Annotated in this window: 26 protein-coding genes and 1 pseudogene; 16 read left to right on the plus strand and 11 right to left on the minus strand. The window is 57.8% G+C overall.

Annotated elements, in window-relative coordinates; genetic code table 11:
• Positions 1 to 455 precede the first annotated feature (455 nt).
• Both NTD89_RS02280 and NTD89_RS02285 read left to right on the plus strand, forming a co-directional pair.
• A complete protein-coding gene (locus NTD89_RS02280; protein WP_410017199.1) occupies positions 456 to 1,688 on the plus strand; it encodes a methyl-accepting chemotaxis protein in 1,233 nt (410 codons plus the stop codon).
• Positions 1,689 to 1,803: 115 nt separating this feature from the next.
• Positions 1,804 to 2,007 (plus strand): hypothetical protein, encoded by a 204-nt coding sequence (locus NTD89_RS02285; protein ID WP_262206323.1) that lies wholly within the window; start codon positions 1,804 to 1,806, stop codon positions 2,005 to 2,007.
• A gap of 7 nt (positions 2,008 to 2,014) precedes the next feature.
• On the opposite strand, the gene NTD89_RS02290 is transcribed toward NTD89_RS02285, so the two are convergent.
• The 3 genes from NTD89_RS02290 to NTD89_RS02300 all read right to left on the minus strand — a co-directional run bounded on the left by NTD89_RS02290 (position 2,015) and on the right by NTD89_RS02300 (position 2,939).
• Complete coding sequence (locus NTD89_RS02290) at positions 2,015 to 2,251, minus strand: DUF2789 domain-containing protein (protein WP_262206324.1); 237 nt, start codon at positions 2,249 to 2,251, stop codon at positions 2,015 to 2,017.
• Positions 2,252 to 2,322: 71 nt separating this feature from the next.
• Positions 2,323 to 2,553 (minus strand): hypothetical protein, encoded by a 231-nt coding sequence (locus NTD89_RS02295; RefSeq protein WP_119741687.1) that lies wholly within the window; start codon positions 2,551 to 2,553, stop codon positions 2,323 to 2,325.
• 110 nt (positions 2,554 to 2,663) lie between these two features.
• Positions 2,664 to 2,939, minus strand: a complete 276-nt coding sequence (locus NTD89_RS02300; RefSeq protein ID WP_145164590.1) for a hypothetical protein — start codon at positions 2,937 to 2,939, stop codon at positions 2,664 to 2,666.
• Positions 2,940 to 3,326: 387 nt separating this feature from the next.
• On the opposite strand from NTD89_RS02300, the gene NTD89_RS02305 reads away from it, so the two are divergent.
• Complete coding sequence (locus NTD89_RS02305; protein ID WP_145164588.1) at positions 3,327 to 3,797, plus strand: hypothetical protein; 471 nt, start codon at positions 3,327 to 3,329, stop codon at positions 3,795 to 3,797.
• Positions 3,798 to 3,929: 132 nt separating this feature from the next.
• Positions 3,930 to 4,946, plus strand: a complete 1,017-nt coding sequence (locus NTD89_RS02310; protein WP_262206325.1) for an ABC transporter substrate-binding protein — start codon at positions 3,930 to 3,932, stop codon at positions 4,944 to 4,946.
• Between the two features lie 151 nt (positions 4,947 to 5,097).
• On the opposite strand, the gene NTD89_RS02315 is transcribed toward NTD89_RS02310, so the two are convergent.
• Together NTD89_RS02315 and NTD89_RS02320 are read right to left on the minus strand one after the other, a co-directional pair.
• Complete coding sequence (locus NTD89_RS02315; protein ID WP_262206326.1) at positions 5,098 to 7,224, minus strand: TonB-dependent receptor; 2,127 nt, start codon at positions 7,222 to 7,224, stop codon at positions 5,098 to 5,100.
• 95 nt (positions 7,225 to 7,319) lie between these two features.
• Positions 7,320 to 7,709 (minus strand): DUF2946 domain-containing protein, encoded by a 390-nt coding sequence (locus NTD89_RS02320; protein ID WP_262206327.1) that lies wholly within the window; start codon positions 7,707 to 7,709, stop codon positions 7,320 to 7,322.
• Positions 7,710 to 7,801: 92 nt separating this feature from the next.
• On the opposite strand from NTD89_RS02320, the gene NTD89_RS02325 reads away from it, so the two are divergent.
• Entirely contained in the window at positions 7,802 to 8,239 is a 438-nt protein-coding gene (locus tag NTD89_RS02325; protein WP_242197482.1) for a DUF3995 domain-containing protein, read from the plus strand.
• An 8-nt stretch (positions 8,240 to 8,247) separates the two neighbouring features.
• Here NTD89_RS02325 and NTD89_RS02330 read toward each other — a convergent pair whose 3' ends face one another.
• From NTD89_RS02330 to NTD89_RS02345, 4 genes are all read right to left on the minus strand, one after another.
• The gene (locus NTD89_RS02330; protein ID WP_262206329.1) at positions 8,248 to 8,631 is read right to left on the minus strand and encodes a hypothetical protein; all 384 of its coding nucleotides are present in this window, start codon (positions 8,629 to 8,631) and stop codon (positions 8,248 to 8,250) included.
• A gap of 770 nt (positions 8,632 to 9,401) precedes the next feature.
• Positions 9,402 to 9,698: a hypothetical protein gene (locus NTD89_RS02335; protein ID WP_262206330.1), complete on the minus strand. Its 297-nt coding sequence runs from the start codon at positions 9,696 to 9,698 to the stop codon at positions 9,402 to 9,404.
• Between the two features lie 446 nt (positions 9,699 to 10,144).
• Complete coding sequence (locus tag NTD89_RS02340) at positions 10,145 to 10,780, minus strand: hypothetical protein (RefSeq protein WP_262206331.1); 636 nt, start codon at positions 10,778 to 10,780, stop codon at positions 10,145 to 10,147.
• Entirely contained in the window at positions 10,780 to 15,393 is a 4,614-nt protein-coding gene (locus NTD89_RS02345; protein ID WP_262206332.1) for an RHS repeat-associated core domain-containing protein, read from the minus strand. Before NTD89_RS02345 ends, NTD89_RS02340 begins: the two co-directional genes overlap by 1 nt.
• 254 nt (positions 15,394 to 15,647) lie before the next feature.
• On the opposite strand from NTD89_RS02345, the gene NTD89_RS02350 reads away from it, so the two are divergent.
• From NTD89_RS02350 to NTD89_RS02375, 6 genes are all read left to right on the plus strand, one after another.
• On the plus strand, positions 15,648 to 18,140 hold the full coding sequence (locus tag NTD89_RS02350; protein ID WP_262206333.1) for a TonB-dependent siderophore receptor: 2,493 nt from the start codon (positions 15,648 to 15,650) through the stop codon (positions 18,138 to 18,140).
• 88 nt (positions 18,141 to 18,228) lie between these two features.
• Positions 18,229 to 18,558: a hypothetical protein gene (locus tag NTD89_RS02355; RefSeq protein ID WP_145164581.1), complete on the plus strand. Its 330-nt coding sequence runs from the start codon at positions 18,229 to 18,231 to the stop codon at positions 18,556 to 18,558.
• Between the two features lie 104 nt (positions 18,559 to 18,662).
• Positions 18,663 to 19,358 carry a fumarylacetoacetate hydrolase family protein gene (locus NTD89_RS02360; RefSeq protein ID WP_242197462.1) on the plus strand — a complete coding sequence of 232 codons (696 nt, stop codon included), beginning with the start codon at positions 18,663 to 18,665 and terminating at the stop codon, positions 19,356 to 19,358.
• Between the two features lie 36 nt (positions 19,359 to 19,394).
• Entirely contained in the window at positions 19,395 to 20,303 is a 909-nt protein-coding gene (locus NTD89_RS02365) for a helix-turn-helix transcriptional regulator (RefSeq protein ID WP_262206334.1), read from the plus strand.
• 129 nt (positions 20,304 to 20,432) lie between these two features.
• On the plus strand, positions 20,433 to 20,879 hold the full coding sequence (locus tag NTD89_RS02370; RefSeq protein ID WP_262206335.1) for a GNAT family N-acetyltransferase: 447 nt from the start codon (positions 20,433 to 20,435) through the stop codon (positions 20,877 to 20,879).
• Positions 20,880 to 20,883: 4 nt separating this feature from the next.
• Positions 20,884 to 21,144 (plus strand): hypothetical protein, encoded by a 261-nt coding sequence (locus NTD89_RS02375; RefSeq protein ID WP_242197453.1) that lies wholly within the window; start codon positions 20,884 to 20,886, stop codon positions 21,142 to 21,144.
• 265 nt (positions 21,145 to 21,409) lie between these two features.
• Here NTD89_RS02375 and NTD89_RS02380 read toward each other — a convergent pair whose 3' ends face one another.
• Positions 21,410 to 22,354, minus strand: a complete 945-nt coding sequence (locus NTD89_RS02380; protein WP_145164571.1) for a GGDEF domain-containing protein — start codon at positions 22,352 to 22,354, stop codon at positions 21,410 to 21,412.
• Between the two features lie 246 nt (positions 22,355 to 22,600).
• Here NTD89_RS02380 and NTD89_RS02385 point away from each other — a divergent pair.
• Positions 22,601 to 22,848 (plus strand): annotated as a pseudogene (locus NTD89_RS02385) (DUF1652 domain-containing protein).
• Here NTD89_RS02385 and NTD89_RS02390 read toward each other — a convergent pair.
• Positions 22,845 to 22,985, minus strand: a complete 141-nt coding sequence (locus NTD89_RS02390; RefSeq protein WP_178119734.1) for a hypothetical protein — start codon at positions 22,983 to 22,985, stop codon at positions 22,845 to 22,847. The pseudogene NTD89_RS02385 and the gene NTD89_RS02390 overlap by 4 nt on opposite strands.
• Before the next feature lie 225 nt (positions 22,986 to 23,210).
• On the opposite strand from NTD89_RS02390, the gene NTD89_RS02395 reads away from it, so the two are divergent.
• From NTD89_RS02395 to NTD89_RS02410, 4 genes are read left to right on the plus strand one after another with little or no spacing between them, the layout of a single operon-like run.
• The gene (locus NTD89_RS02395) at positions 23,211 to 23,522 is read left to right on the plus strand and encodes a YXWGXW repeat-containing protein (RefSeq protein WP_242197447.1); all 312 of its coding nucleotides are present in this window, start codon (positions 23,211 to 23,213) and stop codon (positions 23,520 to 23,522) included.
• Between the two features lie 37 nt (positions 23,523 to 23,559).
• Positions 23,560 to 24,138, plus strand: coding sequence for an RNA polymerase sigma factor (locus NTD89_RS02400; protein ID WP_262206336.1), 579 nt, complete (start codon positions 23,560 to 23,562; stop codon positions 24,136 to 24,138).
• On the plus strand, positions 24,135 to 24,566 hold the full coding sequence (locus NTD89_RS02405) for a hypothetical protein (RefSeq protein WP_262206338.1): 432 nt from the start codon (positions 24,135 to 24,137) through the stop codon (positions 24,564 to 24,566). The genes NTD89_RS02400 and NTD89_RS02405 overlap by 4 nt, the downstream gene beginning before the upstream one ends.
• Entirely contained in the window at positions 24,563 to 25,057 is a 495-nt protein-coding gene (locus tag NTD89_RS02410) for a periplasmic heavy metal sensor (RefSeq protein ID WP_145164561.1), read from the plus strand. Before NTD89_RS02405 ends, NTD89_RS02410 begins: the two co-directional genes overlap by 4 nt.
• Positions 25,058 to 25,219 lie beyond the last annotated feature (162 nt).

Below are 25,219 nucleotides of genomic sequence, written 5' to 3' on the forward strand. Positions count from 1 at the left end.
GGCCCATGGATAATGGCCCGATAGTGGCGTTTAATGCAGAAACAATAACGACAAGCAGTGGGGTAACGACGATGGCTGCAGACGGATCTCTGATGGGCGCAGCAGTGCCCGTGCACGCGCGGGTGCGCGCGCTGCCCGGCTGGCTCACGCCGCTCTTGCAGAGCACCGCCCTGGTGCTGGTTCTGCTGGGCCTGGCGTTTGCTGGCTTGCCGCTGTACCTGTGCCTGCCGCTGGCCTTGCTGGTGATATGGCTGCCCACCCTTAAAAGTCGAACGCACCGCGTGGCGCCTGTCCCCGTCGCCGATACGATGGGCGAGCTGACTCGCGATCTTTCCTACACCACCAGCCATAACGCGCTGTCCGCTGCCGGCGTGGCCTATTCGGTCAAGCAATTGGCGGCCCGGTTGCAATCGCAATTAAGCGCAGCCAGGCAAATCGTCAGCAGCGCCGAAGTCATGATCGGCACTGAGCAGGTCACTTCCCAACTCAGCCGTCAAGCCTTGGGCGCGGCCAGCCAGGCGTATCAGCACAGTACGCAGGGCCGTGAAGTGCTGGCCGAGTCAATCACGCGCATGCGCCAGCTCAGCCAGCGTGCCGACGCCAGTCGCGAGTTGATTGAAGCCTTGAGCCTGCGCAGTGAAGAAATCCAGCGCGTCACGCTGGTGATCCAATCGATCGCCAGCCAGACCAACCTGCTTGCTTTGAACGCGGCCATTGAAGCGGCGCGGGCCGGTGAGCACGGGCGCGGGTTTGCCGTGGTTGCCGATGAAGTGCGCGGCCTGGCCGGGCGTACTGCCACGGCGACCGATGAGGTTGGGGTGATGGTCGCTGATATCCAGCAACGCACGGCGCAGGTGGTGGAGCAGATTCGCCAGCTGTCGGCGGACCTGCACACGGGCGTTGAACAGGTGGAGCACGCCGGCGAACAACTGGAGAGCATCGCCAGCCTGGCGGCGGATGTGGAAGGGCAGGTGAATGAAATTGCGCAGGGCACCGATACCAACCGCGCGCAACTCGACAGCCTGTTCCATGCGGTGGAGCAGATGCGTAGCGATTTGACCGTGAGCGACCAACAAACCCGCCAACTGGCCGACGCCGCCGTGCAAATGGAAGGGCAAGCCGAAACCATCAGCGAGCGCTTGGCCGAAGTCGGCCTGGATGACTATCACCAGCGCATCTATGATTTGGCCCGCGAGGGCGCACACCGCATCGCCGAGCAGTTCGAAGCCGATGTATTGCAAAACCGCATCAGCCTGCAGGACTTGTTCGACCGCAGTTACACGCCGATCCCGAATACCAGCCCGAGCAAGTACCACACGCATTTTGACCGTTACACCGATGAGGTTTTGCCGGCGATCCAGGAAGCGCTGCTGCCGCGCCATGAGGGATTGGTATTCGCCATTGCCTGCACGCCTCAGGGTTATGTGCCGACACACAACAAGGCTTTTTCCCAGGCGCTCACCGGCGACGCGCACGTCGATGCGGTGCAGAACCGCACCAAGCGCAAGTTCGAAGACCGTACCGGCATCCGCTGTGGCAGCCATCAACAGGCAGTGCTGTTGCAGACCTATACGCGCGATACCGGCGAGTTGATGCACGACTTGTCGGTGCCGATCATGGTTAACGGGCGGCATTGGGGCGGCTTGCGTCTGGGCTATAAACCGCAGGCGGCGAAGCCGGCACGCTAGCGATTGTTGCTGTTTATGCAACGGAGCTATTCCGGGGATAGCTTTTTCCAACGGGAAGAAAACCGTAGCATGGCCGACATTGTTAGGTAGCTAACTAATGTGGCGGAGAAGCTCCATGCAAAACAAAGTCGATGTCGCCGTGATGATCGGCAGTGGTGTTCCCGAAACACTGCGCGCGCTGGGTCAGAAAGCCTGCTGGGTCGTGCTGCTCAATGGCGAGCAACGTGGCACAGCGTTCGCCAGTCGCGACGAAGCGCAGGAGTGCAAGGCTGCCTGGGAGGCGTTATTGCGCCTGGAGCAATCCGACAGCCTGCATTGAGGGTAGGTTAGTGAGGTTGATGCAGGCGCTGGTTCAGTTCGTCCACGGGGATAGCCCATTCGGCGTCCTCACGCAGTTCTTCTTTCAGGAACGCCGCTTGTTGCGGCGTCCAGAAAGGCGCATCGATCAGCTTCACGTCTTCAGCCAGCGGGTGCGCATCGATGAATGCGTCGATTGCCTCCGGGCTTGAATCCAGGCCCAATTGTTCAAACAGTGTTTCGAGAGTGGGGATTGGCGCGTCCATAGTGTTCTCCATGCAAGGTGATGGTCGTTGTGCATGTGAGGCGCAGGAGGCGGCAGAGTTCTATCGGATTGTCAGGAATTGAGTGCACCTGAATCCACGGCGGATTTAAGTGCCTTGGCAGCATCTTTTGCCGCCGTTGCAGCGGCGTCGACAGTTTTGAACCAACGATCTTTTTCTACCTGGTGTGTTGTGACCGTGGTCAGCGGTGGTTTGGCCCGCATGATGATCACCGCTTGAAACTCACCGTCAACTTCCCTCGCATCGCCATGGATGAAAAATTCGCCAATATCAAATTCCGTCACGTATAGCCTTCCCTTCAAGGTAACTGCACTGATAAAACCTGACCCGATAGGGGCAAACTTCAATGGACGGGCCAGTATGGCAGTTGTTGAGGGGCGGCGGCGCAGTAAACTCATCCAGATGACGAAACGATGCCTGGGTGAAAGGTCAGCGGGTTGGCTTCAAGCTTTTTAGCCAATTCGCAGGCCCGGATGTGGTTGCTGCGAAAGCCTCTGATCCTGCCGCTGGTCACTTCCAGGATATGAAAGAAATTGCGGCCCGCCGGTACAACTTGGTAAAGAACGGAATTGGAGTACCCGTCGGGGCTGTCCAGGCAGTAGTATTGACGCTCGTCTGGACATGATGAACGAGTGCGGGAAGACGTAGCATTGAGTTGACGTGTTTGCATGGCCGGCTCCTGTCGGTCGATCTTGTTGACTTGCCCGCAGCGTTTTCAGGTGGTTTTGACCCGCGTTGCTGTTTTAGTATTGTCGTCCACAGCGTTGGCCTGGTTCCATGGCCAGGTATTTTGTGATGTGTATGCTGTCGGAAACTGCGTTTTTAATTGGGTTATTCTCTGAAGCTGACCGGCCTGTATTCTCAGGTCCTTGAACCTGTGATTTCCTGTGGCGCCTGATGACTTGCACAAGGTCCATCGCGCATCTGTGTACTAGTCTTACAGCGCAGCAGCGGGTTCTCTTCAGTTTTTTAATGAATGTGTGATCGAGCCGTTACGGCCGTTTTTTTGTGCTGTCCGCTGCGGCGGTCGGTGCTTTTTCGATGTGGGGGCGTTTCCTTGGCAGTCAGTAATCTGGATATGCACGCGTTATTCGTGCTGGGTGATTTGCGCGCAAAGTTGGTCAAGCAGTTTCAATCCCGTTTTGTTTACATCACCGAACAGACGCCGGAAGGCATCTACATTGCCGAAATCGACACCGAAGCGGCGATGGTGGTGGATGACAAGCCGCGCCTGGAGCTCAAGGTCGGCGACCATTTTCGCGCGGCGGTGCTGCCGAGCCGTGAAGGCGGCAAATTCGAATTGAAGTTCCGCGATATCAAGTTGACGGTGTATGGCTTGGGCGATTACGCCTTTGTTTCTTCGCCCGAAGGCCAGGGCATCGTATTCAAGGAAGGCCACAGCGTAATGCTGGTGTTTGCCGCTCACGAACAGCTGCAGGAAAACCTCACCAAAACGCTCAAAGCCGTAACCGGCAAGGCCGCCAAGTGGCGCAAGGGTGAACTGGTGACCTTCAAGGCCAGTGAATAGTCGTTAAACCTCGCGTGTATTTCTGCTCTCCCGGAACCTCTACTACAGTTGAGTTGACTTAACTAATCAGAGGCTTCGCGCATTGGCAGCAAAGCCGTCCGCTATGGCTGCGAAACGCGAGGTGCACAAGGCATGAAAGGATTGAGAACCCTGTTGGCAGCGTCCCTGACGGCTTTGAGCCTGTCGGTGGCTTCATTGCCGGTATCGGCCGCTCAGGCTCCGGTGCATTTTGCCGACCTGAACTGGGAAAGTGGCAGCCTGATCACCGAGGTGCTGCGCTTTATTGTTGAGAAGGGCTACGACCTGCCCACCGATACCTTGCCCGGCACAACCATCACCCTGGAAACCGCGCTGGCGAAAAACGACATCCAGGTGATTGGTGAAGAGTGGGCCGGCCGCAGCCCGGTGTGGATCAAGGCTGAGGCCGAAGGCAAAGTGGTAGGCCTGGGCGATACGGTCAAGGGCGCCACTGAAGGCTGGTGGGTGCCGGAGTATGTGGTCAAGGGCGACCCTGCCAAGGGCCTCAAGCCTCTGGCGCCGGACCTCAAAAGCGTCACAGACCTGGCGCGTTACAAGGATGTGTTCAAAGACCCGGAATCGCCAGGCAAGGGGCGCTTTCTCAACAGCCCCATCGGCTGGACCTCGGAAGTGGTCAACAAACAAAAGCTCAAGGCCTACGGCCTCAACGACAGCTATGTAAACTTCCGCAGTGGCTCGGGCGCGGCCCTGGATGCGGAAATCGCCTCATCAATCCGTCGAGGCAAGCCGGTGTTGTTCTATTACTGGTCGCCGACGCCGTTGATGGGGCGTTACAAGCTGATCCAGCTGGAAGAGCCACCGTTTGACGCCGATGCGTGGAAGACACTGACCGATGCGGATAACCCCAACCCGAGGCCGACCCGGTCGTTGGCGTCCAAGTTGAGCATTGGTGTATCGACGCCGTTCCAGCAGGCGAACCCGCAAATTGCCGAATTTTTTACAAAGGTTCAGTTTCCCATCGAGCCGCTGAACAAGGCCTTGGCGACCATGAGCGAGAATCATACGGCGCCACGCGAAGTAGCCCAGGCGTTTCTCAAGGAGCATCCTGAGGTGTGGAAGGCGTGGTTGACGGAGGATGTGGCGCAGAAAGTTGAGGCGAGTTTGAAGTAAGCCGACAATCTTTCTATTCGATGCAGATTCAAATGTGGGCTTGTGTGGGAGCCGGGCTTGCCCGCGATGCAGGCACCTCGGTTTATCAGGTAGACCGAGGTGATGCTATCGCAGGCAAGCCAGCTCGCACATTTTTGATTGTATTTCAGGCTTAGAACTTGGTTTGAACGGCCACCTCGAAGGTCCTTGGCGACCCTAGGTAGTACGCCGGCGACACATGTGCAAACTCCGCATACACCTCATTCGTCAGGTTGCGCACCCGGCCGGTTAACGAGGTGTGTGAGTCCACCTTGTAGCGCAGGAAAGTCCCGAACAGCGTGTAGGCCGGCACCGTCAGGGTATTGGCATTGTCCGCATACACCTGCGCGACATACCGCGCATCCACGCCCCCCTGCCAATCCTGTGTGAAGTCATAAGTCAGCCATAGATTGCCTACGCGCTTGGGTACGTTGGTGGGCGTGTTGCCCTTGCGTGAGACCACCGCGCCGCTGGCGATTTTTTCGTTGAAATCATCGTATTCGGCATCCACCCAGGCGAAATTGCCCTCGGCCAGCAGCTTTGGCGTGATGCGCAATGAGCTGGCCAACTCAATGCCCTTGGAGGACTGCGCGCCCACCGGGATGCTGTTGTTCGGGTCCAGCGGGTCGGTAACGGCGAAATCCTTGCGTTCGATCTTGTAGGCCGCGACGGTGGCCGAGCCGCGACCGTTCAGGTAATCGAACTTGCTGCCCACTTCCCACTGTTTGCCGGTCGACACGTCGAACACTTGGGTGGTGGTCGACGGCTGCTCGGCCGCCGTGCTGTATTGCACATACACATTGGCCGACGGGATGAACTGGTAAGTCAGGCCCACGCGGCCGGTCACCGGCTCCCAGCTGCGCTTGAAGTGACGAGGGTTGGTGGCTGTCACCGTTCTGTGGTTGGTAACGTCCAGGTCGATCGCGTCGTAGCGCAAGCCGGTCAGCAGCGAGAGTTTGTCGGTGAGGCCCAGACGGTTTTCGGCGAACAGTGCCTGGGTGGTGACCGCATTGGTTTTGTCCTTGACGAAGCCCGGCCGGGTGCCCGGTATATCGTAGAAGTGCCCTGGGTTGTAGTGGTTCGGGTCCACGCTACTGTTACCCGGCACGTTCAGTGGGTTGTTGGTGGTGCTGTTGACCTTGTACTCGAAGCCGCCGGACCAGGTGGTCGACAAGCCGAAGAACGTATCGTCGTGGCGCAGTTCGAACTGGTTGCCGTTCTGTTCGCCCTGATGACGCACCTGGTAGGCCGTTGAACGGTTCACCGCGCTGTTGTCGGCGTTGTATTGGTAGGTCTCCAGGTTGCGGTAGTCGCGCTGGCTGTCCAAGTGATAGAGCGTGTTCTTAAGCGTTGTGCTGTCGTTGATCCGATAATCAATGATCGAACGCGCCCAGATCGTGCGCTGCTCGTAACGACCATCGGCAACGTTGTAGTTGTTGAACCGGTTGTGCCGGTCGATTTTCAACTCACCCGCCTTGGGGTTGAGCACCGGCGTGCCCCAGTACGGGCTGTCCTCATGTTCATCCTGATATTCCAGCGCCAAGGTATGGGACAGGTTGGGCGTCAGGTCGCTGAGCAGGGAAAACGCCACACTCCAGGCATCCCGCTGGTCGCGGTCGATATAGCTGTGGTTGGTGTTGCGGCTCACGTCCAGACGCGCGTAATGCTGCACCTCGGCACCCGGTTCCGTCAGCGCATGGTTGACGCCAAAGGCCATGCCGGCGGTGTCGTAGCTGCCGTAGGTGAGCTGGCCTTCTGCCGCTTGCTCCTCGCGGGTCGCCAGCTTGGTCACATAGTTCAGCGAACCGCCCACGGAGCCGGCACCATTGATCAAGGAGGAGGGGCCGCCAACCAGTTCGACGCGGTCATAGATCCACGCATCCACCTGCCGGGCCAAGCCGGTGGCGACGTTGATGCCGTTGAACATCTGAGTGATCTGGCTGCTGGTGAATCCACGGTAGGACACAAACCCGCCAAACCCCGGCGGCGCACTCGCGTTGACGCCGGGTAGGGTGTTGGCCGCATCGCGGAAGGTCTTGGCGCCATGGCGCTCAATGTCGTTGCGGGTGGCAATGGCCACCGATGCCGGCGTCTCGCGCACGCTTAAGCCCAGCCGCGACGCCATGCCGCTGGATTGGTCGAGCGCCAGGCCGGGCTCCGCGGCTTGCTCACCATCAATGGTGGTAGGCGCCAACTCAAGCGCCCAGCCACAGACAGGCAGGCAGCCGAACAGGCCCGCCAACAGGGGTAAATGTTTCATGGTTGAATCCTGAAAAACTTGGCTTGAAAACAACGCACAGCCGCGCGTATTCCCCGATGGGGACGGTGGCCAGTGCAAATCAGAAAGCGAAGGGATCAGGCGAAAGCGGGCGGCGCGCGCGGGTTGGCCGCAGGCCAGGTGAAGCGGGCAGGGATATCAGCGGCAAGCACCACCGCCGGTGGTGGCGCATGAGGTTGTGGCAACACCGCCACATTCAGGCTGGAACTCAGTGCCGGGCCCATACCGCCGGTCGAACACAGCGGGCAACTAAACGCCTTCGACAGCGTCGGCAGGCTCTCATCCGTGGAGTTGGTCGACTTGGGCGCCTGGGTAAGCGGGTCCACCGTACAGAACTGACCACCGATGCCGTTGAGCTGCATCCCCAGCATCTGCCCATGCCCAATACTGCACGCGAACACATTGAACAGCACGCAGCAGTAAAGCATCCAAACAATGAGCGAGCGGTCGGCACGGGCGATTTTCATGGGGCGGCACTTTACCATCAGCCGCCGACGAAATGCCTACAAAAAATCTCAGGGCGACTATCCTCATTCCCACATTTCAGGGAGCGCTTGCCATGAGCTTTGTCATCGCGCGTTGGATCGTTGGGGTTTTTACCTGCATCAGCATGGTGCACTTGTACTGGGCCGCCGGCGGAAAACTCGGCAGCCTTGCCGCCATCCCCCAACTGCCCGGCGAATTCGCCCACGGGCCACGACCAGCGTTCAAACCCTCGGCGCTGGGCACATTCCTGGTCGCGCTGGGGTTGGTGGCGATTGCATTGCTCGTCTGCCTGCGGGCCGGTTTGTATTTCTCACCGGTGTCCCATGGCGCGCTGCAGTGGGGGATCAGCGCGATTGCCGTGGTGATGTTTGCCAGGGCGATAGGCGATTCGGAGTTGGTGGGGTTTTTCAAGAAGGTCGGTGGGTCGAGGTTTGCGCGGCTGGATACGTATTTTTATTCGCCGTTGTGTTTGGTGTTGGGGGTGGGGTTGTTGGTGGTGGCGTGGGGGTGAGGGGGGGGTTAAATGTTTGTTGGGTAGAGGTGAATTTTAGCTGCTCTTAACTCAACGAACCCGGATTGTAGGGGGATCGCTCCGTCAAGTTCGATGAGGATTATTGAGTCCCTGAGATTTAATGCTGCGCATTCTTCATCTGCACTTTGGGATAGTTCAGCCGTAATATAAGTGACGTTGGCTATCGCACTGATTTTCGGTGTTTTTTCAGAGGAGTGCGTCATATTTTTCCCCCACGAAAAAACCTCATCCAAATCGAACTCCATATCAACGATCTCACCGGCTTTTGGCACAGAGTCGCTCCATAGGGCAGTGCCACTTCCGACGGGTGATTGGAAGCTCACGTGCAATACGCCTAGCTCAGAAAATGTATCGATAATTCGAATTTTCATTTTGCTTCTACTTAGTTCGACTCTAGCCGGTTGTGCTATTGACAATCATAGCGTTTTTGTTCGCGATGGATGTAGGTGTATACATCGCCTTGTTGAATTTCTGTTATTTTCATCGTGGCAATAATTTCGTTTAATAGTTCTGCGTGCTTAGAGAGGCAGATAAGTTGCGCGGCTCCACGCGTTTCCGGGTCATAAAATCTGAAGGAGAGAGACATTTTGTCGAAAAGTATTACTTTGAAATCTCCGTGGTGGAAATATCTCTAAGATAACTTAGCCTGCGCCATACTTTTTCAAAGTTATTTTTGGGTGTTTGCATGAGTGTGACGGACGTGCGGTCAACAGTCATGCGCGCAGGATCTATGTGTGGTGGTGGAGCACCAAAGGCTCAGAATATTTGTGGCTCCGAATCAGCGCTCAATTAGCTTTGTTACTTTTTTTACCTGTGCCAAATACTCAGTTATAAAATTTTCTAAGGGCTTGGTTTTCATCGTATTGTCTATCCAGTCTATCGGCTCTGGTTGACGTAATCTGAGTGTCTAAGCCGAACAAAAAATCACACTCGTTGCCTAGGATAGATACTCTTCCACGGCGCTAGGCTTATAAGCATATAGCTGCCCACTTTGTGTAGAAACATCAGTATGAACTCGATTTCTTTAAGGGTATCAAGTGCTTCCTTTTCATTAAGTGCTATTTTTTATTTTACACTAGCAGTGTTTTCCTGTGATTGTATTGTCCTGGATGAAACTGGCGATGGGTTTAAGATTGAACGGTTAAAAAAAGAAAAATAACCCTGTGCTTTTATTGATTGCTAATTCGTTTAATTGGATTAATTTGGTTAATGTTTTTGAGTTTTCAGGTTTTAAGTGGGTTTTCAATATTTGCAAAGTTGTTTCTAGTTCTTCAGGAGTGGTTATGATTTCGTCCTCATACTCATCGATTATCTTCCCTGTCGCATAATTTATGCTTTCTAATGCGCCAGAATTTAAAAATTGTTGGTGTTCTTTTTCAGTAAGCGAGACAGTCTCAAGTAGAGCGTCCGGGCATTCGTTTATGTCCAGCAATTTCATTGCTTCTGTCGTAAGTGGCACGCAAATTATTTTCATTTTCTGGGTGTCTTATTAAAGTGGGTGACTTCATTGTATTCGCTTTGGTTCCTACCCCATTTGCTTTCCAGTCGGGAAGGTCTTGTTATTAGGAATCACGCCATCTAGGCTTAAATAACGTCTTGTACCCAGTAATGAAAGGTCGTAGATTTTGACGTCGCCTCCGTTGAGGTCTTCTGCGACCTTAATATTCTCGAGATGTTTCCTGACTTTTGTCTTCGTCTGTCGTAGCCACGATTGGATCACTATCAGCAAATTAATCTACGCTTTTACTCAAATAAGGGCTCCTCCAGTTTTAGAGTATTTATCCACTGTCTGTGCTCCCCGGCTGATACAGCTTCTCATCCATCCGTTACCGGGTCGCTGGCTACCAAGTCGGCCATATATCCGAAACAGGTGTTCAGTCAATCTCATATCCTCTCAATGCTGTAGCTACCCGCTATCACTGAAAAGATAACTTCGCCGCTGCTGCTGTCCTTGAAGCAATAATTTTTACCTGATTTGTCTGGAGCGATGCGTGCTACCTCTTGCGAAAGGTTAGAATCCTTTTCCTCGTGTATCTCACATTGAGAGGTGATCGCATTTATACTTTTAAAGGCGGCCGGGTTATGGAAAGTGATCAGCAGTGATTGATCTTGTTGGTCCGTAAAAAAAACTAGTAATTCATTTCTTTTGCAAGTGACTTGTTCAATGATTCCCTTTGAGATAGTAATCTTTTCTGTACTAGGGCTTGTTCGATTCATCGGTTGACTGGGCTCCCAGAATTTTAAATCGGAGAAATATCTTTCCATGTCATCCATCTCGTCATCACCGAGAGAGTCGTCAAAGGGCATAGATACGATCCTGCGGACCTTTGCCAAGCGCTGTGTAACGGCGCAATCGTCGATGAAGTCAGTGGTTGCTTTTCGATACTCTTCTAGAGCACCAGGCTTTTCAGCATAATAACTGCCCATTTTGTGTAAGGATATCAATATAAACTCGATTTCTTTAAGAGCGTCAAGTGCTTCTTTTCCGGGAAGTACTATTTTTTCATTGTTTTCTAACATTACTTTCTCCTTGTGAATTTTGGGTTTTTTAACGTCAAGTTTCCTTTTACGGTTAGCTCAGTAGAGTTATATCTGGGGTTTTTTATCAACTCCAATCGTGATTCCTCTACATCCGTTTCAATGTAATCGCGACCTTTATTTTTTTTGATGTGATATTTGTCCTGCGCTTCTGTCGGGTTTAGTACTTTGTTTTTTGCGGGTTCAAGATAAACTCTATTGCTGTCTTGAGCCAATATTGCTCCCTCTTTTTCAATGCCTTTTGAGCCAGCCCTGCTCGTATAGTGTCGTACCCTTACGGTTTTTTCTTGGTTTGATGTGTTAACTGGTAACGTTGGCTCGCCATCGGAAGCTTTTGCGTTCCGTGTTGGGCTCTCGGCTTTATGTTCGGGTTTACATACATTGGCGCCGGGACAGGTGTTTAAGCCTAGCGGATCTACCCACCCGATAGGATTGGGCACGTACTGGTATGTGTTGATCCCACCCGCCAGCTTTACCGGGTCGGGCGTCAGGTAACGACCAATATCTGGATTGTAGTAGCGATGGCGGTTGTAGTGCAGGCCGCTTTCCGGGTCGAAGTATTGGCCTTGGAAGCGCAGTGGGTTGTCGATTTTTTCGATGTCTAGGCGTCTGATCTGGCCGTAGGCGCGGTAATGCGCGGACCAGACGATTTCGCCGTCGGGGGCGGTGAGTTCCTGCGGGGTGCCTAAGTGGTCGAGTTGGTAGTGGAAGGGTTGGGTGTCTTTCGGTCCAAAACCTTCCAGTAACGCCAACGGACGGAAACTGTCCGGCTCGTAGAGGTAACTGCGATGACGATCCGCGTGATGCTCCGCAACCAGCTTGTCGCCTTGCCAGAAAAACTCCGTCGTTATGTCGTCGACGGTTTTGCTGATGCGCCGACCAAATGGGTCATAGCGATAGCTGGCCGTCCGGCCATTCGGGTTTGTGATCGATATCAACCGGTGCTGGCAGTCGTAACGGTACTCGGTAACGAGCTGGAGACCCTTACCGCGCCTTTGGCGAATCAGGTTCCCAAAAGCGTCATAGTCGTAATGATGATCGCCCTGCATCACCAATCGATTTCCCGCCACGATGTCCGGGCCAGGTCGATCCTGCATCAGCAGGTTGCCCGCCGGGTCGTGGCCAAAGCGCTCTTGCACGTCTTGCGAGTGATCCGCTCGAGTCAGGCGGGCGAGGGGGTCGTAGTGGTAGTGGTGTTCGCCTTTGCGGGTGTCGAGCAGGCGGGTGAGGTTGCCGGTTTTGTCGTAGTCGTAGTGGCGGCGGTAGAGCTTGTGCTCCTGTTGAGTGACTGCGTGGGCGTGTAGACGGTTTTGGTCGTCGTAGTCGAAATGGCTGAGCAATTGGCCTTGTTGGCGCTGGCGTTCTTTTCCGTTGTTGAACAGGTGTGAGGTGAGGGGGTTGCCGTTCAGTTCGACGGTGGCGACGTGGCCGCTTTTGTCGTGGTTGAAGGTGACGCGGTTGTTGTCCGGCAGGCGCAGGTTTTTCAGCTGGCCGCAGGCGTCGTAGCCGTAGCGTAAAGTGCCCCAGCCTTGGTGGTCGGCGATGAGGCGGTTTTGGCTGTCGTATTCGTAGGCTAACGCCCAGTGGCCGTCGTCGACGCTGAGGAGGTTGCCTTGGCGGTCGTAGGCGTAATCGATCACTCCACCGTCTGGGAGGGTTTTTCGTACGAGGCGGCCGGAAAAGTCTCGCTCGTAACGGGTGACCAACTGACTACCGTCGTCGCCGTGTTCGGTCTTTTCCAGCAGATTGCCATTGAGGTCATACACGTAAGCCGTGCGCTGGCCGTCGAAGCCGATCTCCTGCTGGATCAGCCCGTTGGGGTGGTAATCAAGCTGGTAGGTCTCGCCGACTTCGTTTTCGATCTCGGTGAGCAGTAACCGAGCGTTGTCGTAGCGATAGTTGACCTGGGTGCCGTCAGAATTAATGCGGCGGCTGATCAGGTGCAAACCGTCGGCATATTCGTAGTGGGTGACATGCCCCAATTCGTCACGTTCGGAGGTGATTTTTCCGTAGGGGTTGTAGCTGTATTCTTGCGCTGCACCGCCTGGAAGTACGACACGAACCAACCGGCCCACACCGTCCCATTGATACTGCGTCAGCGCGCCATGTTCATCCTCGCGCGCAACCTGCCGCCCTAGATCGTCATAGCGATAACGCTTAACCCCACCATTGGGCAGCTGTTCCTCAACGAGCTGCCCACGCTCATTCCAAACCAGCCGATGACACCCGTTATCCGGATACCAAACCCCAATCAGCTGCCCGTATTTGTCGTAGGTGTAGTCCGTAATGTGGCCGTCAGGATCTGTCTGACGCGTAACATCGCCTTGGTCATTCCGCTCATACTTCCAAACCGCCCCGCCCCGCCGTACAACCCGTACGAACCCGTTGTCATGCTCGTAGGAAGTCGGCTCGTCGTCCCCGGGAAACAACGCCACCAAACGTCCGGCGTTGTCATACTGATACGCCGTCACCGCCCCCAGCGGATCCTGCTCAACCGTCAGCCGACCCTTGTCGTCGTAGGATTTGAAATGCTCCGCACCGTCCGGATCAATCCGCTGCACCAGCCGCGCGCGCTGGTCGTGGACATACACTTCCTGACTGCCATCAGCGTTGTGAACCGTGACCCTGCCGTTGTCATCCCAGACATAGCGCGTGTCCATCTGCGAAAAGCTGGCCCAATGCCGGATGCACCGGGCCGCCTTGCCAGCCCGTTCCCACGCCCAAAAGAAACTCGCCCCACCGGCCAGTTGCCGCTCAAGAATGACGTGCTGATCGTCGTACCGATAAACCTCACTTTCACCTATAGCATTGGTCGCGGAAACCAGTCGCCCAGCGTCGTCATAGGCGTAGGAAACGACGTTCTGCTCCGTCACCCACACATATGGCTCATGCCCTTTGGCGCGATGAACCTGATAGTCCACGGCCACAATGCGACCGAGCTCGTAGCGCAAAAACAGCGACCGACCCGCGCCGTTATCCAGCCGCTCAATTCGGCCCAAACGATCACGAGAAATCCGCAGCCGGTTGTCATACGCATCGCTGATCGCCGTCAGCACACCGTCGCGGAAATGGTAGAAACGTGACGCCTGAGCCAGCACCAACTCATCGGGCAGAGCACCCAAATAGATCGCCGCTTCCGCCAAGCTATTGGTAATCGCCGGACGAGCCACAGTAGGCAAGGGTAGGGCAGTCGACCGATTCTCATGATCCGTCCAAACCACCGAATCACCCGTCACCACCAGCCTTTGCGCCAGCGCATGACTCCAGCCAAACCCCAACCCGCAATCCACTTCCACCGCACTGGTGCGATACAACCGCGTCCACTCAAACGGCAAAATCCCGTCCAGCGCGCCATCGGTAAGGGTCAGCAATTCTTCGCCGGTGACCATGGACACCGGGCAGCCATTGGTGGTGGTTTTGTCGGCAGGCGCCGCCGCGTCTCCACGAGGGTTCTTCGCAGAGGCCGGCACATCATCCACATGCTCTTTCTGCTTCAGCACCGCGTTCTGCCGCGCGCGCCAGCGCATCTGCATCGTGCCTTGCTTCAGCCCACCGACAACCCCGCGAACCGCCACTGCTTTGTAGCGATCCACCGCCTGCATGAACTTGCTCAGAATCCCGAGCAGGCCACGCACAAAGCCCACAGCCGCATTCAGTATCCGCGCGCCATACTTGACCAACCGCAAGCTCAGATACGCCACACCCGCCGCTGGCAGCGCGATCATCAAAACTGCGCCAATCACCAGGTCGATCAGCAGCGACACCACAAACCCCGCCGCCGCCTCGGCCATCTCGCCCGGTGGCAACGCGTCCAGCCACAGCATCGCCGTGCGCACCATCAGGTACAGCGCCGCCTCATCACTGGCCAGCAACATGGCCTTTTCCATGACCTGCGGCGCATCGCTGGCCAACTGCGCCAACTTGGCGGCCTCGGCACCCAGCTGCTCGCCGAACTTCATGGGGTCTGCAAGAATCGCCTGCACCAGCTTGATGCTGTCCCACACGTCCCGGATCGCCGCCCAACTGCCCGCCAGAACGCCGCTGCCAATCGCGCTGGCTGTCGATTGTTGCCAAGACGGTTTGAAGCCGTTCCATTGCTCGCGCAGCCATTGCTCCAGATCCGCCGTCAGCCCGGCGTAGGAGGCAAACAACGCGTCTACCTGCTGCGTGGAGACACCGCCTTGTACCCGCACCTGATAGCGCCCGCCGGCCACGCAGGTGTGGGAGCCTTTGCCATGCTCATCCAGCATGACCCGCGTGGAACTGCCGTCCTCCAGGCGGATAACCTCAACCGGGATTTTGCCGATCGGCACGTCGTACACCGATTCGAACTTGCTCTCGATCTTCAGCTCGCCACCCGCCGAGCAGCGCGCAACGGTGGAAAAATCCGCATCGGAAATGCTGAAGGAACGTTGCGAATCCCCCACCCGCAATACCCTGTCCATCCCCAGCAACGACGGCATGTCCGCTGCATGGCTGACCGAATCCAGCGCCCGCGCATACCAGGCGCCCATCTGCTGGCGATACTCATCCAGGCTCTGATGGAAGCCATTGAGCTCATGTTCGATAAAGGCAATGTGGGCGGCGTGGGTCATCCGTGACGTCTCGGCAAAAGGGCAAGGCGTCGGAGCATGCCGCAGGAAAAAGCGCCTGGATGAACGGCTGAGAAAATCAGAAAGGGACGACTTTAAGCGGGTAAAAACCGCCAGGAACTAGCCTGAAGGCCTACACAAAAAAGCGATCAAGCTCATTGCGTAAAACCTCAGCAAATAAAAACCACTCTCATCCTTGCCCGATTTCCGGACATGGCCGTCATGGTTAATAGAACCTCTATTACGCAGGATTTCCCATGTCGCGCCTTGCTCGTCCCTTGCATCCACTGGCCCTGTCAGTGGCGTTTGCCTTTGCCGCCGTGCCGTTGCTGACCGTCCAGTCCTCGTTCGCCGAAGAAAGCAGCAGCGCGTCGCGCCGTTTCTCGATTCCCGCCGGCGACCTGAGCCAAGCGCTCAATAGCCTGGCCGAGCAGGCGGGCCTGGTACTGGCATTCGATGCAAGCTTGACGCGCGGCAAGCACAGCAACGGCTTGAGTGGGCAATACGACACCGACGTGGCACTCACCCAACTGCTCGCCGGCAGCGGCTTGCAGGCGCTGAAGATCTCCGCCGAACGCTACCGCCTGGAAGCCATCCCGGAGAACGGCGGCGCCATGGAGCTACAGGCCACCACCATCAGCGGTGCCTACCAGAGTGAAAGCCCCACCGGGCCGGTGATCGGTTATGTGGCCACTCGCAGCTTGTCGGGCACCAAGACCGACACCGCGCTGATCGAAACCCCGCAGTCGATCTCCGTGGTCACCAAAGACCAGATGCGCGCGCAGAACGCCGAAAGCCTTAACCAGATCTTGCGCTACAGCGCCGCCGTGGTTCCGGAAACCCGTGGCGCCACGGCCTCGCGCCTCGACCAGTTGACCATCCGCGGTTTCGCCCCGGCCACCTACCTCGATGGCTTGCGCATGCCGTCGAGCCGTGACGCCTTGCCGCAAAAAGATGCCTTTGACCTGGAACGCGTTGAAGTGCTGCGCGGCCCGGCCTCGGTGCTGTACGGGCAGGGCACGCCGAGCGGGGTGATCAACATGGTCACCAAGCGCCCGCTGGATACGCCGTTTCATGAAGTCGGCGTCGAGTACGGCACCTTCAACAAGAAGCGCACCACCTTTGACCTCAGCGGCCCGATGGACGAGCAGGGCGTGTATTCCTACCGGGTGGCGGGGTTGTTCGATGATGCTGATGGCCAAGTCGAACACACCGAAACCCGTCGCCAGTCGCTGTCCAGCGCCTTCACCTGGCGCCCGGACGATGCGACTTCGCTGACCCTGCTCGGGCATTTCCAGAAGGACCCCAAAGGTGCGTCCTACGGTTCTATTCCCGCTTGGGGCTCGGTGTTGCGCAGCCCCACCGGGCGCAAGATCGACGTGGATTTCTACGACGGCGAAAAGAACTTCGAGAAGAGCGACCGCGAGTACTACTCCGTCGGCTACGCCTTCGAGCATCACTTCAACGATGTCTGGACCGTGCGCCAGAACGCGCGTTACCTGCGCGCCGAAGGCATCTACCGCAGTATTTACAACAGCAACCTGCAGGCCGATTACCGCACCTCCAACCGCTCGACCATCGCCACCGACGTCGACATGGACGCCTACACCCTCGACAACCAGGTGCAGGCCAAATTCGACACCGGGCCGCTGCAGCACAGGCTGTTGATGGGCCTCGACTACCAGAACACCAGCACCGACACCAAGGCCGGTTACGGCAAGGGGCCGGACCTGGACATCTTCGACCCGGTCTACGGCGCGCCCGTGGTCACGCCGGCATTCGCCACCGATGCCACCTCACGCAGCGAGCAGACCGGGGCGTACCTGCAGGAGCAAATGAAGTGGGACAAATGGGTGTTGTTGCTCGGCGGTCGTTATGACTGGGCCAGCACCGACAGCACCACCAAAACCCTCCAGACCGGCGCCAAGAGCAAGTCGTCGCTGGACAGCAAGGCGTTTACAGGCCGCGTCGGCGTGGTCTATCTGTTCGATAATGGCCTGGCGCCGTACGCCAGCTATGCGGAGTCGTTCAACCCGCAATCGGGCACCGGTTACGGCGGTTCGGTGTTCAAGCCGACCGAAGGCAAGCAGTATGAAATCGGCATCAAGTACCAGCCGCCGGGCAGCAACAGCTTTATTACCGCGGCGATTTTCGACCTGCGCCAGAGCAACGTGCCGACCCTGGACCCGGACCCGAGCCATCTGTGTGGCAACGGCCGCTGCAGCATCCAGGATGGCGAACAACAGTCGCGTGGTTTCGAGCTGGAAGGTAAGGCCAGCCTTAACGATAACCTGGACATCACCGCCGCCTACGCCTACCTGGATAACCGCGCCAGCAAGTCCAACAGCACCGTGCAGTACGCGCCACTCACGGATAAAGGTATAGGCCCGGCGATTCCGGTTGAGGGCACCACCACCTACGGTGTACCGCGCCACACCGCCTCGGCGTGGGCCGACTACACCTTCCACGACGGTCAACTCAAGGGCTTTGGCGTTGGCGCGGGCGCGCGCTATGTCGGTTCGTCCTGGGGCGATACCGCCAATACCCTGAAAGTGCCGGGCTATACCTTGGTCGATGCGGCGGTGCACTACGACATCCCGAACATCGCCAACCCCAAGGACAACCTGCGCCTGGCGCTGAACGCAACTAACCTGGCGAACAAGGAATACGTGGCGTCCTGCTATTCCTATTCGTGGTGCTGGTATGGCTCGCAGCGCACGGTGCAGGCGAGTGCGACCTATCAATGGTGAAAGGCAGATAAGGCAATTTAATGGCCCCTTTGTAACAAAATTCTCGCCAGAATCACTTTTATTTTCAGGTGGTTAGGTGAGGAAGCACATGCGCACTGTTGGAATCATGCTGATCGCCTGCTCATTGGCGGGCGGCGCGGCTGCCGTGCAGGCACGGGAGCTGCGCGAGGGTGACAAGTACATGTGCAGCTGGGGCGCCGGCACGGCGGCCAGGGCTCAGGAACTCAAGCTGTCGGGTGTCTCGCTGTACGCCGCGCGACAAAAGATCCAGACGATCAAGTTCAACAAATCGTGGATGCGCATGATGGCCATGGGCATCACCGAGCAGACTTACGACAGCCGTTCCCGGCTCAAGCCCGAGGCGATTCGCCAGAGCTTTTACCAGGATTGCCTGCGCTATAAGGTCGCGCGCAAATAACCGGTTAACCTGCACCGGCCAGTGCAAAATCTGCGTCAGCCTGTCCAACTTTGCCCTGGCACGCCTCGTCATACTGGCGCCAGGCAAACCAAGAGGCGCAGGCCATGACTGATTATGTAATTACCCCTGAACCCACCCCATCCCTGGCCATTCACGGCAGCGCGGCGCGTTTCCCGCTGCGCCGCGTGTTCTGTGTGGGCCGCAACTACAGCGAACATGCCCGCGAGATGGGGCATGATCCGGATCGCGAGCCGCCGTTCTTCTTCATGAAACCGGCTGACGCGGTGGTGCCGGCCGAGGGCGTGATTGCCTATCCGCCGCTGACCGCTGATCTTCACCATGAAGTGGAGCTGGTGGTGGCCATCGCAAAGGGCGGAGTAAACATCAGCCCTGAAGACGCGCTTTCCCACGTCTGGGGTTACGGCGTCGGCATCGACCTGACCCGCCGCGACCTGCAGGCCCAGGCGAAAAAGCTCGCGCGTCCGTGGGAATGGGCCAAAGCCTTTGATGAGTCGGCGCCCAGCACCGCGTTGCAACCCGTGAGTGCGGTGGGGCACCCGTCTACCGGCAAAATCTGGCTGAAGGTCAATGGCGAACAGCGCCAGGTCGGCGACCTGGCCGACTTGATTTGGTCGGTCAGTGAAGTGATCAGCTATGCCTCTCAATCCGTCGCACTCAAGGCCGGCGACCTGATCTTTACCGGCACCCCTGCCGGCGTGGGCGCGCTGCAGCCGGGCGATGTGGTTACTGCCGGCATCGACGGCGTTGGCGAGCTGAGCTTCACCCTCGGCCAGGGTTGAGGCTACAGTGGTGCCCAGGCCACCCGAGATTTCGTTATGCCAGGCACCCGCGTCACCACCTATGGCATGGAACAGCGCAGTGACCGCCCCGACTTTTATATCCGCGACAAGCGCGGGCGGGCGGCGCTGACCAGCCCGCATCGGCATGAATATTTTCAGATCCAGATCAACCTGGGCGGTGACACCGTGCAGCATATCGGCGGCGCAGTGCGGCCGTTTCCGCACAAGGCGCTGGCGTTTATCCTGCCCCATCGCCTGCATGTAATTCCCCACCCCGAAGACGGCGAGTTCATGCTGATTAACTTCAGCCAGGCGTTTTTCCTGCCGCAGCTGACCTGCGACCCGCTGGACCTGGAAGACATTCCCATCGGCCAAGCGCCGGAGTTGTCGCCGTTTCGCTTTCAGGAGCAGCTGGATTTCATCCTCGACGATGCGGCCTTCGACGAAGTCAAAACCTGGCTCGCGCACATGCGCACCCTGGACGCCCAACGCACCTTCGGCGCCCGTGAGCGGTTAAAAGGCTATCTCTTCCAACTGATCGGCCTGGTCTGTGAGCAGTACGCCGAACCGCTGCAGGCATTTGCCGCCACTAACGCGACCCGGCGCGGGCGCAAGGACGCTCTGGCGCGGGTGCAGGGCTACATTCGCGAGCATCTGCACGAGCCAACCCTCAACCTGACGGAGGCTGCCGCCGCTGCCTTCCTCTCGCCCAACTACCTCACCCATTTGTTGCGCAAGGAAACCGGCAAACCCTTTTCGCAACTGGTGCTGGATCGCCGCATGCAATTGGCGCGCACTTTGTTGCTCAACAGCGCGCAAATGATCGGCGTGATCGCCCAGCGCTGCGGGTTTACCGATGAGGCGTACTTTTCACGCTGCTTCCGCAAGGCGCATGGCATCGCGCCGGGGCAGTATCGTCGTCAGCAGCAGGCGAATGCCGTGTAGTTAAAGCGGGTGTATGCCTGTAGGGCTCGACACCGCCCCTATACACCTGCCGGCTGGGCTTTTTACAAATCCACGACAATGCTTATGTTTCTATGTGCATACAATTGCGCCCTTCAACAGGAGGCCCGTATGCAAATGCTGATACGCGTGGCGACGCCGGACGATATCGACACGCTCTTCGCTATCCGCACCTCGGTGGTGCAAAACCATTTGAGCCGCGAACAGATGACCGCGCTGGGGATTACCCCGCAGGTGCTGGCGGACAGCATTCGTGCAGCGCCCTGTGTGTGGATCGCCGAGATGGAGGGCCGGCCCGCCGCCTTTTCCATGGTCGACCGGGCCGCAGGTGAGGTGTTTGCGATGTTCGTACAGCCCGGCTATGAAGGCCAAGGCTTGGGTCGCCGCTTGATGGCGGTGGCTGAAGCGGCACTGTTTGAACAGCATGAGCGGTTGTTTTTGATCACCGATGGCCGCGATGAAATCCGTGCCAACGGGTTTTACCAGCGGTTGGGCTGGTCGATGGTTGATCGGCTAGAGGGCGACGACGTCCGATACGAGAAGAGCAGGGTGCCTTAGTGTCATGAACCCGACAGAACCCCCAGCGTCCTACGGCTTTCGCTACTTTGCGATCGGGGTGCTGTGCGTCGCGGTGTTACTGGGTGGCTATTTCATGCGGCTCAATGCCCAGGTCGACCGGGAGCGGGTCGAGGCGGCCGAGCGTTTGGCGCTTTGCAGGCAAGTGGAGCGTGTCGCCAGTGCGGCGTCGTCCAACAGTCTGGAACTTCGCGATACATGCCAGCAGTTAAACGGGCAATCGTCCAACAGTGTCGCCCCCCTGTGATCCATACCCTTTTTTAATATAAGGATATATAAGCGTAACTTGCACCAAAAAGTGGCATTTATAACCTCGTCCTCCTTAAAAAATGTGTGGTTATTGAATGACTTACGGCGTTTTCAATCCGACGAATGGATTAAAATTCTCTTGTTACAGGTTTTTACAATCGCTACTATAGCCGGGCGTTCACCTCCCACGGTTTATGCAATTTTAAATCCCAAGTTTCCATCAGCTACTTGGGATTTTTTTTGCCCGCAATTTGACGTCGGCGTCAAACTTCACCGTCGGCAAACTCTGCCCGCATACGCCCGTTATGTTTGGCCTTGTACAGCAACTTATCGACTGACTCGACAAACCCGAGCAGGTTGCTGTTGGGCGTCACCAGGTGCGTACCAACGCCCAGGCTCAGGGTCAGCAGCTTGGAAACCGCTGAAAAGCCATGTTCGATCTGTTGTTGGCAGATCAGGTGCAGGCAGCGCCGCGCCACTTGCCTGGCCGACGCCGCGTCAGTCTCCGGCAGCAGCCACACAAACTCCTCGCCGCCGATCCGTGCAATGAAATCCCGTGGCCGATTAGCCGCCAGCGACAAGGTGCGCGCTACCTGGCGCAAGGCTTCGTCGCCTTTGATGTGGCCGTAGTGGTCGTTGTACTGCTTGAAAAAATCGATATCGAGGATGATCAACGACAGCGGCAACTGGCTGCGCTGTGCACTGGCCCATTCGCGTTCCAGCACGGTGTCGAACATGCGGCGGTTGGCAATGCCGGTGAGGCCGTCCTGGAAGGAATATTCCTCCAGTTGTTTTTGCAGGCGAATCAAGTGTTCTTCGGTCTTCTTGCGCTCGCTGATATCGAACATGAAGCCGATCAACGCTTCAACCTCATCGCCGTTGCGCACCACATGCACCACATCGCGAATCCACACGTAGTCACCGCTTGCCGTCAGCGCGCGGTAATCGGCCTCGTGGTCAACGCCGGCGCGCGATTGCGATACGCAGAAGTTCACCACGTATTCACGGTCGTCCGGGTGCATGCGCTCGACCCAGTCGTCCACGCTGACCCAGCTTTGCGGGGTCCAGCCCAGCAGTGCTTCGATCTGCGGGCCGATGTAACTGAACGTCATGGTCTGCCAATCGATGCGCCAGGGAATGGCCTTGGTCGATTCCAGCAGCGTTTTGTACACATCACTGTCGGGCAATTTTGGGGGATCGATGCTCATGGCGGGCAGCTCTGGATGATGGCAAAGAGCCAAGAGCGTCTTGTGAACGCCGTACAGAGTCAAGCGCTTGCCAACGCAGCGGACGAGAGGTCGCATGCTGGGTTTTTGGCGCCAGGGCGCCAGCGTCCACAGGGCAAAATGCGGCGCAGGTATCACTTTTGAATTAATTGTTCAGTGCTCGGCAAAAGCATATCTATGCTGGATGCAATGCACCTACAGGGTAGAACCCAAGGACGGGGGCTTGTCATGATGTCGATCACCGAACTCAACCGCATCATGGCCTCGGGCTTCCTGCCGCTTGTGTGTGAATGCAGCCTCAACAGCGACGGCTCGCTGCGCATCAGCGTATTTGAACCGGCGTCCGGGCGTGTCGACCTGTTGCTGACCCGGGTGTCGCCCCAGGTCTGGACAGCGTCCGTTCCATCGCAAACCTGATTGGCGAACTGCGCACCGAGCTCAAAGCCGGGCGTCGTGGCTTTGCGGCAGTCGGTTAGCTATTGACGGTGCTGCTTGGCGTGGACACAGCGCCGTAGTAGCGCCAGCAGCAATGCCGGTGTTCCGGCAGGATCACACAGCCGCTGAGGCTGGCGATCAGCAGGGCGGCGACAAGCATGGTCAGGCGACGAGACATGGTTATTTCCTCATGGTGTGCATTGCGTTACACCTTGAACGCCGCCACCTGCACAAATCCGTCGTCATGCTTTCAAACATTTCATCAAGCGCCACCAACCCCTGAGTAATACTCGCCTTAACCACCGTCGAGAAAAATATCGTATTTCTCGCGACGGATTTTTCCTACCCCGCCGTTCAACCCATCAGCAGCAAACATTTTCGTTCGCCGTATGAAGGAGTTGCCATGAATCCACTGGCCAAATTGCGCTATGCCTTGCTGGTCCCGCTGGCGTTTGCCGCGCTTGTCAGCACCCCCACCTTTGCCCAAACCGAAGTGATCATCCGCCAGGCGCCACCGGCGGAGCGCGTTGAGGTGATTCCCGCCGAACGCCCAGGCTTTGTCTGGGACCGTGGCCACTGGCAATGGACGCACGGCGCATATGCCTGGGTGCCGGGCCACTGGCAGCACGTGGTGCGCAACGCCCGTTGGGAACCCGGGCACTGGGAATCCCGTGGCCCGAACTGGTACTGGCGCGAAGGCCATTGGATCCGCTGAACCCTGAACCTTAGCCAGTGCATTGAGAACCACCCGATTGAAAGACACTGATCCGGACGTTGAGCTACTGGCGCGTATCAGCAACAACGAGCCCGCCGCCGTCAACGAAATGGTGACGCGCAAGCTTCCGCGTTTGCTCGCGCTCGCCAGTCGGATCCTCGGGGATGCCGACGAGGCCAAGGACGTGGCCCAGGAAAGTTTCCTGCGCATCTGGCGTCAGGCGGCCAACTGGCGGCCTGGCGAAGCGCGTTTCGACACTTGGCTGCACCGCGTGGCACTCAACCTGTGCCACGACCGTTTGCGTCGGCGCAAGGAGCGCCCGTTGAACGAAGACGAGGTGCTCGAGCTGGCTGACAGCGCGCCGTCCCCGGATGAGCAGTTGGAAACGGCCGATCGCAGCGCAAGGATGGCCGCCGCCTTGGCGACCTTGCCCGAGCGTCAGCGCGAAGCCATTGTGTTGCAGTACTACCAGGAGCTGTCGAATATCGACGCCGCGGCCCTGATGAACATCAGCGTCGAGGCACTGGAGAGCCTGCTGTCGCGGGCCCGACGCCAGTTGCGCAGTCAACTTGCCGACACACCCGGGCTTGCCCGCCCAGGAAGGGGAAAATCATGACACCTGAACGATTTGCGCACCTGGCTGACGCCTACGGGGCCAGCCTGCACCGCTGGCCTCTGGTTGAACAGGCGCCCGCCCAGGCGCTGCTCGACAGCGGCAATGTCCACGCCCGCGAGGCATTGCGTGAGGCCAGCTGGCTGGATGGGCAGTTGGACAGCCATCAGTTGGCATTCGCCGACCCGGCGCTGGCACGCCAGATCCGTGAGTCTGCGCCGCGACGGGCGTCGTTCTGGTCGCGTTACGCCAACTGGCTGTCGCCCGCCGGCCTGGTGGGCGTGGGCATTGCCGGCATCGCCGCCGGGGTGCTGGTGGCGTCGCTGAGCGTGCCGCTGCCGATGCTGTCATCCGAAGTGCTGCCCAGCGTCTTCGATCAGGGCGATGCCGACGTCGTCTTCACCGTCAACGCCGAGGAAACTGAGCAATGACCCCAAAATCCCTTAAACCGTGGTTGCTTGTCTCGGTGCTGCTCAACGTGTTTTTGATCGGCGGCGTGGGTGGCGGCCTCTACCACTGGATGGCCACACCCCAGCCCGCTGAGGCGGTGGTCAACCAGCACGGTTTGCGCCAGGCGATGATCAAATTGCCGGCAGAGCGGCGCAAGGAATTGCGCCAGTTACTGCGCCAGAACCGTGCCGACAGCCAACCGCTGATCATGGCCGGTCGCGAAGCGCGGCTGGGCGTGATCAAACAGCTGGAAGCACCGACCCTCGATCGCGAAGTACTGGTGACGGAGCTGGCCAAGGCGCGTGAGGCCGACGCAGCGCTGCGGGCCTTGGTGGACACCACCCTGGCGCAGTTCGCGAGCAATCTGCCCCAGGATGAACGGCAGAAACTGGTCGAAGCGTTATACCAGCGCGGGCAAGCCAAAAGCCGCGAGAAACTTCCCCAAGTAGCGGGGAATAAACCGCGCTCTTGAGCTGTTATGCACTCACGACCACCCTCGAGAGTTGCATATGCCGGCTGCTGAAAAGAAACAAGCCTTTGGGTTTTCCTGCTGTGCGCGAGTGGTTACCACAAAAGCGCTTCTTCGCCGTGCGGCGGCGTGTTGCGATCTACCTGATTGTAGGTAAACCCAATG

This window comes from Pseudomonas sp. 14P_5.3_Bac1 (assembly GCF_025466135.1).
In the GTDB taxonomy this organism is placed as follows: domain Bacteria; phylum Pseudomonadota; class Gammaproteobacteria; order Pseudomonadales; family Pseudomonadaceae; genus Aquipseudomonas.

Coding starts and splice junctions, on each gene's coding strand:
- NTD89_RS02350 (WP_262206333.1), top strand. CDS start 15,648: ATGTCGCGCCTTGCTCGTCCCTTGCATCCACTGGCCCTGTCAGTGGCG.
- NTD89_RS02410 (WP_145164561.1), top strand. CDS start 24,563: ATGACCCCAAAATCCCTTAAACCGTGGTTGCTTGTCTCGGTGCTGCTC.
- NTD89_RS02315 (WP_262206326.1), bottom strand. CDS start 7,224: ATGAAACATTTACCCCTGTTGGCGGGCCTGTTCGGCTGCCTGCCTGTC.
- NTD89_RS02365 (WP_262206334.1), top strand. CDS start 19,395: ATGCCAGGCACCCGCGTCACCACCTATGGCATGGAACAGCGCAGTGAC.
- NTD89_RS02405 (WP_262206338.1), top strand. CDS start 24,135: ATGACACCTGAACGATTTGCGCACCTGGCTGACGCCTACGGGGCCAGC.
- NTD89_RS02395 (WP_242197447.1), top strand. CDS start 23,211: ATGAATCCACTGGCCAAATTGCGCTATGCCTTGCTGGTCCCGCTGGCG.
- NTD89_RS02380 (WP_145164571.1), bottom strand. CDS start 22,354: ATGAGCATCGATCCCCCAAAATTGCCCGACAGTGATGTGTACAAAACG.
- NTD89_RS02335 (WP_262206330.1), bottom strand. CDS start 9,698: ATGAAATTGCTGGACATAAACGAATGCCCGGACGCTCTACTTGAGACT.
- NTD89_RS02280 (WP_410017199.1), top strand. CDS start 456: ATGATCGGCACTGAGCAGGTCACTTCCCAACTCAGCCGTCAAGCCTTG.
- NTD89_RS02320 (WP_262206327.1), bottom strand. CDS start 7,709: ATGAAAATCGCCCGTGCCGACCGCTCGCTCATTGTTTGGATGCTTTAC.
- NTD89_RS02325 (WP_242197482.1), top strand. CDS start 7,802: ATGAGCTTTGTCATCGCGCGTTGGATCGTTGGGGTTTTTACCTGCATC.
- NTD89_RS02285 (WP_262206323.1), top strand. CDS start 1,804: ATGCAAAACAAAGTCGATGTCGCCGTGATGATCGGCAGTGGTGTTCCC.
- NTD89_RS02300 (WP_145164590.1), bottom strand. CDS start 2,939: ATGCAAACACGTCAACTCAATGCTACGTCTTCCCGCACTCGTTCATCA.
- NTD89_RS02290 (WP_262206324.1), bottom strand. CDS start 2,251: ATGGACGCGCCAATCCCCACTCTCGAAACACTGTTTGAACAATTGGGC.
- NTD89_RS02345 (WP_262206332.1), bottom strand. CDS start 15,393: ATGACCCACGCCGCCCACATTGCCTTTATCGAACATGAGCTCAATGGC.
- NTD89_RS02390 (WP_178119734.1), bottom strand. CDS start 22,985: ATGTCTCGTCGCCTGACCATGCTTGTCGCCGCCCTGCTGATCGCCAGC.
- NTD89_RS02375 (WP_242197453.1), top strand. CDS start 20,884: ATGAACCCGACAGAACCCCCAGCGTCCTACGGCTTTCGCTACTTTGCG.
- NTD89_RS02330 (WP_262206329.1), bottom strand. CDS start 8,631: ATGAAAATTCGAATTATCGATACATTTTCTGAGCTAGGCGTATTGCAC.
- NTD89_RS02355 (WP_145164581.1), top strand. CDS start 18,229: ATGCGCACTGTTGGAATCATGCTGATCGCCTGCTCATTGGCGGGCGGC.
- NTD89_RS02360 (WP_242197462.1), top strand. CDS start 18,663: ATGACTGATTATGTAATTACCCCTGAACCCACCCCATCCCTGGCCATT.
- NTD89_RS02310 (WP_262206325.1), top strand. CDS start 3,930: ATGAAAGGATTGAGAACCCTGTTGGCAGCGTCCCTGACGGCTTTGAGC.
- NTD89_RS02370 (WP_262206335.1), top strand. CDS start 20,433: ATGCAAATGCTGATACGCGTGGCGACGCCGGACGATATCGACACGCTC.
- NTD89_RS02340 (WP_262206331.1), bottom strand. CDS start 10,780: ATGTTAGAAAACAATGAAAAAATAGTACTTCCCGGAAAAGAAGCACTT.